This is a genomic window from Micromonospora sp. U56, from assembly GCF_018070095.1.
Taxonomy (GTDB): domain Bacteria; phylum Actinomycetota; class Actinomycetes; order Mycobacteriales; family Micromonosporaceae; genus Micromonospora; species Micromonospora purpureochromogenes.
On sequence record NZ_JAGPYL010000034.1, the window covers coordinates 1 to 13,473 of the forward strand.

General features: G+C 73.6%; 13 protein-coding genes and 1 pseudogene. 8 read left to right on the top strand and 6 right to left on the bottom strand.

From position 1 onward, the window contains the following. Window positions 1–1,091: pseudogene (locus KBX37_RS14205) on the bottom strand (hypothetical protein); the annotation flags it as partial. A gap of 161 nt (window positions 1,092–1,252) precedes the next feature. On the opposite strand from KBX37_RS14205, the gene KBX37_RS14210 reads away from it, so the two are divergent. From KBX37_RS14210 to KBX37_RS14220, 3 genes are read left to right on the top strand one after another with little or no spacing between them, the layout of a single operon-like run. Continuing rightward, on the top strand, window positions 1,253–2,104 hold the full coding sequence (locus KBX37_RS14210; protein ID WP_210776367.1) for an ABC-2 family transporter protein: 852 nt from the start codon (window positions 1,253–1,255) through the stop codon (window positions 2,102–2,104). Beyond that, complete coding sequence (locus tag KBX37_RS14215) at window positions 2,097–2,909, top strand: ABC transporter permease (RefSeq protein WP_210776368.1); 813 nt, start codon at window positions 2,097–2,099, stop codon at window positions 2,907–2,909. Before KBX37_RS14210 ends, KBX37_RS14215 begins: the two co-directional genes overlap by 8 nt. Continuing rightward, the gene (locus tag KBX37_RS14220) at window positions 2,906–3,892 is read left to right on the top strand and encodes an ATP-binding cassette domain-containing protein (protein ID WP_210776369.1); all 987 of its coding nucleotides are present in this window, start codon (window positions 2,906–2,908) and stop codon (window positions 3,890–3,892) included. The genes KBX37_RS14215 and KBX37_RS14220 overlap by 4 nt, the downstream gene beginning before the upstream one ends. A gap of 79 nt (window positions 3,893–3,971) precedes the next feature. Here KBX37_RS14220 and KBX37_RS14225 read toward each other — a convergent pair whose 3' ends face one another. The 3 genes from KBX37_RS14225 to nadA all read right to left on the bottom strand — a co-directional run bounded on the left by KBX37_RS14225 (window position 3,972) and on the right by nadA (window position 7,441). Further along, window positions 3,972–4,574, bottom strand: coding sequence for a DUF3043 domain-containing protein (locus tag KBX37_RS14225; RefSeq protein WP_307849073.1), 603 nt, complete (start codon window positions 4,572–4,574; stop codon window positions 3,972–3,974). An 81-nt stretch (window positions 4,575–4,655) separates the two neighbouring features. Then, the gene (murA, locus tag KBX37_RS14230; RefSeq protein WP_210776371.1) at window positions 4,656–6,011 is read right to left on the bottom strand and encodes a UDP-N-acetylglucosamine 1-carboxyvinyltransferase; all 1,356 of its coding nucleotides are present in this window, start codon (window positions 6,009–6,011) and stop codon (window positions 4,656–4,658) included. Window positions 6,012–6,241: 230 nt separating this feature from the next. After that, window positions 6,242–7,441: a quinolinate synthase NadA gene (gene nadA / locus KBX37_RS14235; protein WP_210776372.1), complete on the bottom strand. Its 1,200-nt coding sequence runs from the start codon at window positions 7,439–7,441 to the stop codon at window positions 6,242–6,244. 68 nt (window positions 7,442–7,509) lie between these two features. Here nadA and KBX37_RS14240 point away from each other — a divergent pair, with 68 nt between their 5' ends. From KBX37_RS14240 to KBX37_RS14255, 4 genes are all read left to right on the top strand, one after another. After that, complete coding sequence (locus KBX37_RS14240; protein WP_210776373.1) at window positions 7,510–8,646, top strand: glycerate kinase; 1,137 nt, start codon at window positions 7,510–7,512, stop codon at window positions 8,644–8,646. Window positions 8,647–8,853: 207 nt separating this feature from the next. Beyond that, a complete protein-coding gene (gene erpA, locus KBX37_RS14245; RefSeq protein ID WP_210776374.1) occupies window positions 8,854–9,222 on the top strand; it encodes an iron-sulfur cluster insertion protein ErpA in 369 nt (122 codons plus the stop codon). Window positions 9,223–9,406: 184 nt separating this feature from the next. Further along, window positions 9,407–10,384: a carbohydrate kinase family protein gene (locus KBX37_RS14250; RefSeq protein ID WP_210776408.1), complete on the top strand. Its 978-nt coding sequence runs from the start codon at window positions 9,407–9,409 to the stop codon at window positions 10,382–10,384. Continuing rightward, the gene (locus tag KBX37_RS14255) at window positions 10,381–10,887 is read left to right on the top strand and encodes an ATP-binding protein (RefSeq protein ID WP_210776375.1); all 507 of its coding nucleotides are present in this window, start codon (window positions 10,381–10,383) and stop codon (window positions 10,885–10,887) included. Before KBX37_RS14250 ends, KBX37_RS14255 begins: the two co-directional genes overlap by 4 nt. 67 nt (window positions 10,888–10,954) lie before the next feature. Here the strand turns inward: KBX37_RS14255 and KBX37_RS14260 are convergent, their stop codons facing one another. Both KBX37_RS14260 and KBX37_RS14265 read right to left on the bottom strand, forming a co-directional pair. Next, complete coding sequence (locus KBX37_RS14260; protein WP_088961034.1) at window positions 10,955–11,182, bottom strand: sulfurtransferase TusA family protein; 228 nt, start codon at window positions 11,180–11,182, stop codon at window positions 10,955–10,957. Then, window positions 11,179–12,330, bottom strand: coding sequence for an aminotransferase class V-fold PLP-dependent enzyme (locus KBX37_RS14265; RefSeq protein WP_210776376.1), 1,152 nt, complete (start codon window positions 12,328–12,330; stop codon window positions 11,179–11,181). The genes KBX37_RS14260 and KBX37_RS14265 overlap by 4 nt, the downstream gene beginning before the upstream one ends. 170 nt (window positions 12,331–12,500) lie before the next feature. Between KBX37_RS14265 and coxB the strand changes: the two genes are divergently transcribed. Continuing rightward, window positions 12,501–13,472 carry a cytochrome c oxidase subunit II gene (gene coxB / locus KBX37_RS14270; protein ID WP_210776377.1) on the top strand — a complete coding sequence of 324 codons (972 nt, stop codon included), beginning with the start codon at window positions 12,501–12,503 and terminating at the stop codon, window positions 13,470–13,472. Window position 13,473: the final 1 nt, after the last annotated feature.

Genomic DNA, 13,473 nt, shown 5'->3' on the forward strand with positions numbered 1-13,473 from the left:
CGCGACGGTCCCCGCTCCTCGGGGTGGCGGCGCTCGTCGTACCCGCGCTGCCAGCGCTCGTCCGATCCTCGCGACGAGGGGCGGCGCGCGTCGTCGTACCCGTTCGGCGCGGGCCGCTGTTCGGCGTACCCGTTCGGTGCCGGGCGCTGTTCGGCGTACCCGTTCGGTGCCGGGCGCTGTTCGGCGTACCCGTTCGGGGTGGGCCGGTCCGCGTACCCGTTCGGTCCGGGTCGGTGGCCGGCGTGGTCACGGGCGGGCGGGCGGTCGTCGTATCCGTGCGCGGCCGGCGGGCGCTCGTCGTGGCGCGCCGGGCGGCGCTCGTCCGGCTCGCGGTACCGGCCGGGGACCTCCTGGTCGGGGCGGGTCCGCCGGTCGGCCGGGAACTGCTCGTGACCGTCCCGCCGGCGGCCGTCGTCGGTCGGACGGCGGTCGTACCCGGTGCCGGGCCGGCGCGCCGGCGGCGCCTCGTCGGGTTCGGGCACCCAGCCGGGCTCGACGCCACGGGCCGGCTCGTGCCTCGGCCCGGGGGAGACCGGGGCGACGCCCGGGGCGGGGCGCTGCGGACGGCCGTCGTACCGGTCGGGGGCGCCCCGGTCGCGGTGCCACGCCGCCTCGCGTGGCCGGTCGGCACCTTCGCGTGGCCGGTCGGCGACCTCCGGGTGGCGGTCGGCCCAGGCGGTACGCGCGGCGCGCGGGGCCGGGGCCTCCGGCTCCGGTCGGCGGCGCTCGCGCTGCCAGGTCAGGTCGGAGGCCGGCCGCCGGTACAGGTCGTCGTCGCGCCGGTGCGCCTCGTCGGCGTGGGGCTGCTGTTCGACGACGGGGTGGCCACCCCAGCGCGGCGGTTCCTCGTCGTGCTCGTCCCAGGACCGCCCGAGGTACGTCCCGTCGGGACGGGTCGGGGCGAGGGGCGGCACCTCGGCCCGGCCGACCACGGCGGCCCGCCCGCGCGGGGGCGGTGCCGGCACGTGCCGGGTGCCGATGTCGCCGGGGTAGCGCTGGCCGGGGAACTGCGGCTGCCACTCGGTGGTCGGCTCGACGACCCAGGAGGGCTCGGCCGGGTCGTGCCAGCGGTCGCGGTAGCCGCCCGTCATCGAGGGCCCTCGTCGCCGCCCGTGCGGCGCGGCCCGATGCCCGGCTCGCGTCGCTCGCTCACGGCGGTGTCACCTCGTTGGAAATTGTCGTGCCGGGGCCTCCACCTGCCGGTAGAGTCGCCCGACCCGGCACGGCATGGCTGCGGATGGAGGGTAACGGCGTGGGCTCGGTCACCGCCACTGTGGCACCGCCCACGGACTCAAACGTTATCCTATGGTTTCGGACATTCTGGGCGATATCCCGTTCCGGCTTCCGACGATACGCCACCTATCGTCAGGCCGCGCTGGCCGGTGCCGTCACCAACTCCGTCTTCGGTTTCCTGCACTGCTACGTGCTGCTCGCGGCGGTCGGGGCCGCCGGCAGCGTCGGCGGGTACGACCGGGCCCAGCTCGCCACCTTCGTCTGGGTCGCGCAGGGCCTGCTGGCGGTGATCCTGCTCTGGGGCTGGAGCGACCTGGCCGACCGGATCCGCACCGGTGACGTCGCCGGCGACCTGCTCCGCCCGGTGCACCCGGTGACCAGCTATCTCGCCACCGACCTGGGCCGCGCCGGGTACGCCGTGCTGGCCCGCTTCCTGCCGCCGCTGCTCGTCGGCCCGCTCTTCTTCGACGTGTACCTACCCACCCGCTGGTCGACCCTGCCGCTCTTCGGTGTCTCCGTGGTCACCGCGCTGGTGCTCTGCTTCGGCTGCCGTTACCTGGTCAACGCCACGGCGTACTGGTTGCAGGACGTCCGCGGCCCGATGATCCTCTGGACGCTCGGTTCGGGGGTGCTGGCCGGGCTCTACTTCCCGCTGCGCTTCCTGCCCGAGCCGCTCCAGCTCTCCCTCTGGCTCGGCACCCCCTTCCCGAGCCTGCTGCAGACCCCGCTGGACGTGCTGGTCGAGCGGGACCCGCCGGTCACCCAGCTCGGGCTGGTCGCCCTCCAGCTCTGCTGGGCGGTGCTGATCCTGGCCGCCTGCCGGCTGGTGCAGCGCCGGGCCGAACGGCGGCTGGTGGTGCAGGGTGGCTGAGGCGGGCGGCGCGGCCACCGCGTACCGGGCGCTGCTACGGGCGCAGGCGCGGTCGCAGACGGCGTACCGGACGTCGTTCGTGGTGGACCTGCTGGGCAACGTCGGGGCCACCGTCTTCGACGTGGTCACCGTCCTGGTGCTCTACAGGGTGACCCACGAGCTGGGCGGCTTCACCCTTCCCGAGACGCTGGTGATGGTCGGCCTCTCCTCCTGCGCCTTCGCCACCGCGGACCTGCTGGTCGGCAACATCGAGCGGCTGCCCCGGTACGTGCGCACCGGGCTGCTCGACGCGGTGTTGCTGCGACCGCTCGGCGCGCTGCCCCAACTGCTGCTGATGGACCTGCCGCTGCGCAAGCTGTCCCGGGCGCTGTTCGGCCTGGCCGTGCTGGTGGTGGCGCTGGCCACCGCCGGAATCGACTGGACGCCCGGCCGGGTGGCGCTGGCCGTCGTCGCCCCGCTGGCCGGGGTGGTCTTCTTCGGCTCGCTCTTCGTGGCCACCGCCACCGTCTCGTTCTACTGGGTGGAGTCGGGGGAGCTGGCCAACTCGGTCACCTACGGTGGACGGGACTTCACCTCGTACCCGGTCACGATCTTCGAGGGCTGGTTCCGCGCGGCCTTCGCGTACGGGATGGGATTCGCCTTCGTCAGCTACCAGCCGGCGCTGGCGCTGCTCGGCCGGGCCGACCCGCTGGGCCTGCCGGCCTGGGCCGGCTGGGCCTCGCCCGGGGTCGCGCTGGTCGCCGCCGCCGGCGCGGCGGCGGCCTGGCGCGTCGGTGTCCGCCACTACCGGAGTACGGGATCATGAGCCTGGTGATCGACGCGCAGGGGCTGCGCAAGGAGTTCACGGTCCGGGTCAAAGTCGGCCGGCTGCGCCGCGAGAAGCGGACGGTCACCGCCGTCGACGGCGTGGACCTGCGGGTGGAGCGCGGCGAGACGCTCGGCTACATCGGCCCGAACGGGGCGGGCAAGTCCACCACCCTGAAGATGCTCACCGGCGTGCTGACTCCCTCCGCCGGGCAGGTACGCGTCTGCGGCCTGCGCCCGGTCGCCCAGCGCACCCGGCTGGCCCTCGGCATCGGCGTGGTCTTCGGGCAGCGCTCCCAGCTCTGGTGGGACCTGCCGCTGCGCGACTCGTTCGACCTGCTCCGGCACGTCTACCGGGTGCCGGCCGGCGACCACGCGACCCGGCTGCGCCGCTGCCGCGCGCTGCTGGACCTCGACGAGTTCCTGGACATCCCGGTGCGGCAGCTCTCCCTCGGGCAGCGGATGCGCGGCGAGCTGACCGCCGCCCTGCTGCACGGCCCGCGGGTGCTCTTCCTCGACGAGCCCACCATCGGCCTGGACGTGGTGAGCAAGCAGGCGGTCCGCGACTTCCTCGGCGAGCTGCGCCGGGCCGGCGACACCACGCTGGTGCTCACCACCCACGACCTGGTCGACATCGAGCGGCTCTGCCGCCGGCTCGTGGTGATCGACCACGGTCGGGTGGTGCACGACGGCTCGATCGCCGCCCTGCACAGCCGGTACGGCTCCCGCCGGCTGGTCGTCGCCGAGCTGGACATCGCGCTGGCCACCCCGCCGACGCTGCCCGGCGCGCCGCTGGAACGGGTCGAGGCGGACGGGCGCCGGCTGGTCTACGCCTGCGAGTCGGCCGGCGCGGCGGAGGTGGTGGCCGGGCTGGCCGGCCTGGCCACGCTCCGCGACATCTCGATCGTCGAGCCGGACATCGAGGAGGTGGTGACCCGGCTCTACCGGTCCCCGGCGAGCCGGGCGGCCCCGGTCACCGGCTGAGCCCGCCGCCGGTCCGGGGTGCAATGACCGGAGCCCCTCCCCGCGCTGGCGGGAAGGGGCTCGGGAGGGAGCGTACGGGTCAGATCTTGTCGCCGATGTTGACCTGCGGCGCGGGCGCCCGCATCCGGCGGAAGGTGATCGAGCGCATGATCGCGTAGAGGTAGAGCGAGCCCATCCGCTCGCCGCTGTTCGGGAAGCGCTCCCGCACCAGCTTCCTGATCTTGCGAGAGATCAGGATCGAGTCGATCACCACACCGAGGGCGAGCGCACCCCAGACGATGTTCGAGGCCAGCCGGATCGCCGGCGGCATGGCCTGGTTGGAGCCGATCAGCACGATCAGCGCGCCACCGAAGAACCAGGTGCCGACCGTACGCCGGGAGTCGACCACGTTGCGGGCCAGCAGCCGCTCCGGGCCGCGGTCGCGCGGGCCGCCCTCGCGGCGGAACTCCGCCGCCGCCTCGGCGCGGGCCAGCCGGCGCTGCTCCCGCGCCTCCTCCTTGGTCAGCGGCTTCGTCGGCCCGGCGGGGCGACGACCGGCGACCGGCCGCTTCGGGGTCTCCCGGCCCAGTTCCTTCTTGCTCGGGGTGTAGCCCCGGGGGCGCGTGGAGGACTGCTCCTCGGTCACCACGACGGTGGCGGAGGAGTCGGGGTCGGCGGACTTGCGGCGAAACAGCGACGGCACGAGGTGAAGGGTAGCCAACCGACGGCGCCCGGTGCACATCACGGTGCACCGGGCGCTCGTTCGGAGCTCAGGTGAGTTCGGTTACGGCCGCTCGACGTGCGCGCCCAGGCTGGCCAGCTTCGCCTCGAAGTCCTCGTAACCGCGGTTGATCAGGTCGACGCCGTACACCCGGGAGGTGCCCTCGGCGGCGAGCGCGGCGATCAGGTGGCTGAACCCGGCGCGCAGGTCCGGGATGACCAGGTCGGCCGCGTGCAGCTTGCTCGGACCGGCGATCACCGCGGAGTGCTTGAAATTGCGCCGGCCGAAGCGGCACGGGGTGCCGCCGAGGCAGTCCCGGTAGACCTGGATGTTGGCGCCCATGCTGTTGAGCGCCTCGGTGTAGCCCAGCCGCTGCTCGTAGACCGTCTCGTGGACGATCGACAGGCCGCGGGCCTGGGTCAGCGCGACGACCAGCGGCTGCTGCCAGTCGGTCATGAAGCCCGGGTGCACGTCGGTCTCCAACGCGACCGCGTTGAGCTCGCCGCCCGGGTGCCAGAACCGGATGCCGCCCTCCTGGCCCGGGTCGCCGAGCTTCGGCGCGCGGGCGTCGGTCACCTCGTACGCGCCGCCGACCGAGCGGAATATGTTCAGGAAGGTCATCATGTCGACCTGCTGGGCGCCGAGCACCTCGACGTGCCCGCGGGTGGCCAGCGCCGCCGCCGCCCAGCTCGCCGCCTCGATCCGGTCGGGGATCGGCCGGTGGGTGTAGCCGCTGAGCCGCTTGACGCCCTGGATCTCGATTACCCGGTCGGTGTGGACCTTGATGATCGCGCCCATCTTCTGCAGGATGCAGATCAGGTCGATGATCTCCGGCTCGACGGCGGCGTTGCGCAGCTCGGTGACGCCCTCGGCCATCACCGCGGTGAGCAGCACCTGCTCGGTCGCGCCCACGCTCGGGTACGGCAGCGCGAACTTGGTGCCGTGCAGCCCGTTCGGCGCCGACAGGTGCAGCCCCTCCGGGGTCTTCTCGACCGTCGCGCCGAACTCGCGCAGCGCCTGGAGGTGGAAGTCGATCGGGCGCGGCCCGATGTGGCAGCCGCCCAGGTCCGGGATGAATGCGTGCCCGAGCCGGTGCAGCAGCGGGCCGCAGAACAGGATCGGGATCCGGCTGGAGCCCGCGTGCACGTTGATCTGGTCGGTGCTGGCGCTCTCGACGTTGGCCGGGTCGAAGACCAGCTCGCCCTCCTCCGCGCCGTCGGTGACCTTGACCCCGTGCAGGCCGAGCAGCCCGCGGACCACCTCGACGTCACGGATGCGCGGCACGTCGAACAGCCGGCTGGGGGTGTCGCCCAGCAGGGCGGCGACCATCGCCTTCGAGACCAGGTTCTTCGCGCCGCGCACGCGGATCCGCCCTTCCAGCGGCGTGCCTCCGTGTACGACCAGGACGTCGTCGGTCAACGCAACCTCCAGCGCGCGTCGGGTGGTGCTGTGTCGAGGGTGGGGTCAGGCTGTCCAGCTCTTGCCGGCTGTTCAGCTACCCGGAATGGGACCGGCGCAAAACGGTCCACCATGTCGTCGCCCCGGCAGCATAGCCCTCGGTGACGGAAATGGAATCGGTCACATCGCCAGGCACGGAACGAACCGGGGATTCCGGCATGTTTCCGTACCAGCGATGTGACCGTGGGTGATCAGCTGACGGTGGGCGGCGGAGTGTCCGCGCCCGGCAGGGCGAGCATCTGGTCCAGCGCCACCCGCGCGTGGTGCGCGGTGTCCGGATCGACGGTGATCTGGTTGACCACTCTCCCGGCGACCAGTTCCTCCAGCGCCCAGACCAGGTGCGGCAGGTCGATCCGGTTCATCGTCGAGCAGTAGCAGACCGCCTTGTCCAGGAACATGATCTGCTTGTCCGGGTGGGCCAGCGCCAGCCGGCGGACCAGGTTCAGCTCGGTGCCGACCGCCCAGGCCGAGCCGGCCGGAGCCGCCTCGATGGTCTTGATGATGTATTCGGTGGAGCCCACGTGGTCGGCGGCGGTGACCACCTCGTGGCGGCACTCCGGGTGCACCAGCACGTTGACCCCGGGCACCCGGGCGCGCACGTCGTTGACGCTGTCGAGGGTGAACCGGCCGTGCACCGAGCAGTGCCCCCGCCAGAGGATCATCTTCGCGTCGCGCAGCTGCTGCGGGGTGAGCCCGCCGCCGGGCTTGTGCGGGTCGTACAGCACGCAGTCGTCCAGCGAGAGGCCCATCTCCAGCACCGCCGTGTTGCGGCCCAGGTGCTGGTCGGGCAGGAAGAGCACCTTCGACCCCTGCTGGTACGCCCAGTCCAGGGCCCGCTTGGCGTTCGACGAGGTGCAGACCACGCCACCGTTGCGTCCGACGAAGCCCTTGATGTCGGCCGAGGAGTTCATGTACGTCACCGGGACGGTGTCCGCCGCGACGCCCAGCTCGGTCAGCACGTCCCAGGCGGTCTCGACCTGCGACAGCACCGCCATGTCCGCCATCGAGCAGCCGGCGGCCAGGTCGGGCAGGATCACCTTCTGCGCGTCCGTGGTGAGGATGTCGGCGCTCTCGGCCATGAAGTGCACGCCGCAGAAGACGATGTACTCCGCGTCCGGCCGGGCCGCCGCCTCGCGGGCCAGCTTGAACGAGTCGCCGGTCACGTCGGCGAACTGGATCACCTCGTCGCGCTGGTAGTGGTGACCCAGCACGAACACCTTGGTGCCGAGCGCGGCCTTGGCCGCCGCCGCCCGGGCCACCAGGTCAGGGTCGCTCGGCGCCGGCAGGTCGCCCGGACACTCCACGCCACGCTCGGTGGCGGGGTCGCTGCCGCGGCCGAGGAGCAGCAGCGCAGTGGCGGTGTTGGAGGGTTCCACCCAGGTCGAAGTCACGCCTCCCATGGTCCCACAGCGTGGCTGCCGCGCAGCCTCCACCGGTGTGGGCTGCCACACTGCCAGGCATGCGCGTGCTGCTCTGTCCGGACAAGTTCGCCGGCACCCTCGCCGCCCCGGAGGTCGCCGCCGCCGTCGCCGAGGGCTGGCGGGCCGTCGCCGCCGGCGACGAGCTGCTGATCCGACCGCTCGCCGACGGCGGGCCGGGCTTCGTCGCGGTGCTCGCCGACGCCCTCGGCGGGCGGCGGATCCCGGTGCCGACCGTCGACCCGCTCGGCCGGCCGGCCACCGGTGAGATCCTGCTCACCGACGACCGCACCGCCTACCTGGAGAGCGCCCAGGCCTGCGGGCTGCACCTGCTCTCCGCCGCCGAGCGGGACCCGAAGGCGACCACCTCGTACGGGCTGGGGGCGCTGGTCACCGCGGCCGTCGAGCACGGAGCGCGCACGGTGGTGGTCGGGCTGGGCGGCTCCGGCACCAACGACGGCGGGGCCGGTCTGCTCACCGCGCTCGGCGCGACGCCGCTGGACGACGCCGGCCGGGCCCTGCCGTACGGCGGGGCGGCGCTGGCCGCGGTCGCCACCCTCGACGGCGCGCCCCGGCTGCGCGGGGCCACCCTGGTCGCCGCCACCGACGTCGACAGCCCGCTGCTCGGGCTGCACGGCGCGAGCAACGTCTACGGCCCGCAGAAGGGCGCGACCAGGGCGGACGTGCTGCTGCTCGACGCCGCGCTGGAGCGCTGGGCGGCGGTGCTCGAACGGGACCTGCCCGGCTGCCCGCCCGGACTGGGCGCGCTCCCGGGCGGCGGCGCGGCCGGCGGCCTCGGCGCGGCGATCCTCGCCCTGGGCGGGCGCTGCGAGTCCGGCATCGACCTGGTGACCCGGGCGATCGGGCTGGACGCCGCCCTCGACGCCACCGACCTGGTGATCACCGGGGAGGGGTCCTTCGACCACCAGTCGCTGCGCGGCAAGGTGGTCGCCGGGGTGGCCGGGGCCGCCCGCGACCGCGGGGTGCCCTGCGTGGTGCTGGCGGGGCGGGTGAGCACGGGGCGGCGGGAGGCCGCCTCGGCCGGCGTCACCGAGACGTACAGCCTGGTGGAGCACTTCGGCGGGGAGGAACGCGGCGGCGTCGAGGCCGCGATGAGCCGCCCGGCCGAGGGACTGCGGGCGCTGGGCGCCCGGCTGGCCCGGCAGTGGAGCCGCTGAGCACCCGGCCGGGGCGCCGCCAGGCCGGCGTCCGGCGTCGGTGCTCCCGGGCGGACCTGCGACGCGGATGACGACGGTCCGGTCACGCCCCCGGGTCGCGGCGGCCGGGACGGCGTACGATCGGATCTGGACCACACCGGGAATCACTGGCCGACGCGCGACGTTGGCCAGTGCGTCCGGACCCATACCGCGCAGGGAGATTTCCACGTGACCACGCCAGCGCAGACCGAGTCGACCGAGGCCCAGGCCCCTACTTCCGTCGTCCTCACCGACGTCGCGGCGCAGAAGGTCAAGGCCCTGATCGAGCAGGAGGGCCGCGACGACCTGCGGCTCCGGGTCGCGGTGCAGCCGGGTGGCTGCTCCGGCCTGCGGTACCAGCTGTTCTTCGACGAGCGGTCGCTCGACGGTGACGTCCTCACCGACTTCGACGGTGTCGAGGTCGTCGTCGACCGGATGAGCGCCCCCTACCTGGCCGGCGCCACCATCGACTTCGCCGACCGGATCGACGCCCAGGGCTTCACCATCGACAACCCCAACGCGGGCAGCTCCTGCGCCTGCGGCGACTCGTTCAGCTGAGTCGACCAGCACCTGCGTCCGGCGGGGCCGTCCTTCGGGGCGGCCCCGCCGCCGTCTGTGCGGGTCCGTCGGGGGTGACGTCCGGATGAGCGGCGGACGGCGCATTGTCGAGAAGACCCTGGAGCGGCTCCCCGGGCGGACCGGTAGGCTGACCGGCGCCCTGCTCCCGACCCCGAGGGTTGACATGAAGATCGCCGTGACCGGCTCGATCGCGACCGACCACCTGATGAGCTTCCCCGGTCGCTTCGCCGACCAGCTCATCGCCGACCAGCTGCACAAGGTGTCGCTGTCGTTCCTCGTGGACGACCTGGTGCTGCGTCGCGGCGGGGTGGCCGCCAACATCGCCTTCGGCATGGCGCAGCTCGGGCTGCGCCCGGTGCTGCTCGGGGCGGTCGGCGCCGACTTCGCCGACTACCGCTCCTGGCTGGAGCGGCACGGCGTCGACTGCGAGTCGGTGCACGTCAGCGAGGTGGCGCACACCGCCCGGTTCGTCTGCACCACGGACACCGACATGTGCCAGATCGCCTCCTTCTACGCCGGGGCGATGAGCGAGGCCCGCAACATCGAGCTGTCCCCGGTGGCCCAGCGCCTCGGCGGTCTCGACCTGGTGCTGGTCAGCGCCAACGACCCGGAGGCGATGATCCGCCACTCCGCCGAGTGCCGGGAGCGCGGCTACGCCTTCGTCGCCGACCCGTCCCAGCAGCTCGCCCGGATGGACGGCGCGGACGTGATCGGCCTGATCGACGGCGCCGACTACCTGATGACCAACGACTACGAGAAGTCCCTGCTGCAGAGCAAGGCCGGCCTCACCGACGAGCAGCTGCTCGACCGGGTGAAGGTGCGGGTCACCACGCTGGGCAAGGACGGCGCGGAGATCGCCGGCCGCGACTTCGGGACGATCCACGTGCCGATCGCCCGGGAGATCCAGGCGGTCGACCCGACCGGCGTCGGTGACGGCTTCCGGGCCGGTTTCTTCGCCGCGCTCTCCTGGGGCCTCGGCCTGGAGCGGGCCGCGCAGGTCGGCTCGCTGCTGGCCACCCTGGTGCTGGAGACCGTCGGCACCCAGGAGTACGACGTCCGCCGCGACCTTTTCGTCAAGCGCCTGGCCGAGTCGTACGGCGACGCCGCCGCCGAGGACGTGCGGCCGTACCTGCTGCCGTGAGGCCCGTCCTGGTCGCGTTCGCCGGCCTGCCGGCGGTGGGTAAGAGCACCCTCGCCCGGCGGGTCGGCGCGGCGCTGGGCGCGCCCGTGCTGCCGGTGGACCCGGTCGAGCGGGCGCTGGCCCACCACGGGCTGGTCGGCGACGTGCCCGGGATGGCGGCGTACCAGGCGGTGGCGGGGCTGGCCGAGGTGCAGTTGGGACTCGGCCTGACCGTGGTGGTCGACGCGGTCAACCCGGTCGCCAGCGCCCGCGGCCTCTGGCACGACCTGGCCGAGCGGGCCGGGGTGCCGCTACGGCTGATCGAGGTGCACTGCGGCGACGAGGCGGAGCACCGCCGCCGGGTCGAGGCGCGGCTGCCTGCCGAGCCCGACCCGCTGCTCCCGACCTGGGACCAGACCCTGCTCCGCCGCGCCGAGTACGAGCCGATCATCGGTCCCCGCCTCGTGGTCGACACCGCCGTGGACCTGGACCCCCTCCCCGCCATCCTCACCTACCTGACCTGACCCCGACGCGCAGTCCCTGCGGATCTTGGGCGCGCGCCCGAAGTGGGGGTGGGGGTGGGGGAGGGGGTCAGTGGGTGCGGCGAACGTCGTAGGCGGTGGTGTCGGGGTGGGCGGCGACGAAGTCCTGGGCGCGCATGCGGCACCAGGCCGGGATGTCGACGGCGGCGGCCGGGTCGTCGGCCAGGACGCGCAGCACCGCGCCGACGGGCAGCTCGGGCAGGCGGCGGGCCAGCGCGATGACCGGCAGCGGGCAGCGCTGGCCCCGGCAGTCGAGCACCTCCGTGGGGTCGGTCACAGCCCCACCACCCCCGCCTCGGCGCGCAGCTCGGCGACAATCCCGGGCAGCTCGGCCAGGAACCGCTCGACGTCCGCCTCGGTCGTCTCCCGGTGCAGCGAGACCCGCACGTTGCCGTGCGAGAGCACCCCCATCGCCTCCAGCACGTGCGACGGGCGCAACGTCGAGGAGGTGCAGGAGGAGCCGGAGGAGACCGCGAAGCCGCGCCGGTCCAGCGCGTGCAGCAGCACCTCGCCGTCGACGTAGAGGCAGGAGAAGGTGACCAGGTGGGGGAGCCGGTCGCTCGCGTCGCCGACCACCTCCACGTCCGGCACCTCGGCGGCCACCCGGGCCCGGATCCGGTCCACCAGCGGCGCCAGCCGGGCCGCCTCGGCCACGGCGTCGGCCGCCGCCGCGCGCAGGCTCGCCGCCGCCGCCACCACCGCCGGCAGGTTGACCACCCCGGGGGTACGCCCCGACTCCCGCTCGTCGGCCGGCCAGGGCGACTCCCATCGGGTGCCCTTGCGCACCACCAGCAGCCCCACCCCGGGTGGCCCACCCCACTTGTGCGCGCTGGCGGTCAGCACCGACCAGCCCGCCGGCACCGGCGCCCGCCCCACCACCTGGGCCGCGTCGACGTACAGCGGGACGCCCGCGTCGGCGCACTCGGCGGCCGCCCGGGCCACCGGCTGGACGGTGCCCACCTCGTGGCTGGCGGCGATCAGCGCGGCCAGCGCGACCCCGGGGGCCCGTACCGCGTCGGACCAGGCGGACAGGTCGAGCCGGCCGAGCCGGTCCACCGGCACGGCGACGGCGGCGCCACCACCGGCCACGTGCCGCTCGGCGGCGTGCAGCACCGCGGAGTGCTCGATCGTCGAGTGCACCAGCGTCGCCCCGACCCGCCGCCGACCGGCCAGGCCCCCCAGCACCGCCCCGTGCGCCGCGGCCGTACCGCTGGGGGTGAAGGAGAGTTCGTCGGCGCGGACGCCGAGCGTGGCCGCGGTGGCCTCGCGGGCGGCGTCGAGGAGCTGGCGGGCCCGGCGGGCCTGGGTGTACAGCCTGGCCGGGTCGGCCCAGCCGTCGTCGAGGGCGGCCAGCAGTGCCTGCCGGGCGACCGGGTGCAGCGGCGCGGCGGTGGCCGCGTCCAGGTAGACGGGGGTAGGGCTCACGACAGCCCACGCTATCGGGTCGGTATGCCCACGAGCCCCCCGATGGGGGCGCACAGTGACCCCAACACGGTCGAGCCCGTCATGGTCGAGTAATCTGCGACCGTCGGTGACGCCTTTGCCGTCGGTGCTTCAGGGAAACCCACCGCGGCGCGCTAGGGAGGCAGGACCAGGTGGTCGCAAGGAGTTCGGAGGTACGGCCCTCAGCCGTACGGCACAGCGCTTCCCCAGGAGCCGGTGGGCGCCGGCGGCGTGGTGCTGGTCGGCTCGCCGGGCTCGGTCTCGGCGGAGCGGCGCTGCTGGTTCTGCTCACCGGCTGCAACGTCGGCAGCTCGTTCGACGGTTTCGGCTGGCCGCAGGGTGGCATCTCGCCGGAGTCGCACCGGATGTACGACCTGTGGATCGCCTCCTGCATCGCCGCCCTCGCGGTCGGCGGCTTCGTCTGGGGCCTGATCTTCTGGTGCGTCGTGCGCTACCGCAAGCGGGGCAACGAGCTGCCGGTGCAGACCCGGTACAACCTGCCGATGGAGTTCCTCTACACCATCGCGCCGATCCTGATCGTCTCCGTGCTCTTCTACTACACGGCGGTCGTGCAGACCGACGTGGTGCGGATCACGAAGAACCCGGACGTGACCGTCGAGGTCGTCGCGTTCAAGTGGAACTGGCAGTTCAACTACCGCGACGGTCAGGGCCCCGAGGCGAACACCGTGGCGTCGGTGCTGGGCACCAGCGAGGTCATCCCGGTGCTGGTCCTGCCGGCCGACCGGTCGATCCGCTTCGAGGAGACCAGCCGCGACGTCGTCCACTCGTTCTGGGTGCCGGAGCTGCTGTTCAAGCGGGACGTCATGCCGGGCAACGTCCGCAACGTCTTCGAGATCTCCAAGCTCGAGTCCGAGGGCGCGTACGTCGGCCGGTGCGCCGAGCTCTGCGGCAGCTACCACGCCTTCATGAACTTCGAGCTGCGCGTCGTCTCCCCGGAGAAGTACGACCAGTTCCTGGCGGCCAAGCGGGACGGCAAGTCGACGCAGGAGGCGCTCAGCGCCATCGGCGAGGACCCGTACGCCACGACCACCGAGCCGTTCAAGACGCGGCGCAACGTGGCCACCTTCAACCCCGACAAGTCGCACTCCGACCCGAGGAACTGAG

Excerpts from the sequence above, each read along its gene's own strand:
- KBX37_RS14220 (WP_210776369.1), top strand. The coding sequence starts at position 2,906 with ATGAGCCTGGTGATCGACGCGCAGGGGCTGCGCAAGGAGTTCACGGTC.
- KBX37_RS14240 (WP_210776373.1), top strand. The coding sequence starts at position 7,510 with ATGCGCGTGCTGCTCTGTCCGGACAAGTTCGCCGGCACCCTCGCCGCC.
- KBX37_RS14250 (WP_210776408.1), top strand. The coding sequence starts at position 9,407 with ATGAAGATCGCCGTGACCGGCTCGATCGCGACCGACCACCTGATGAGC.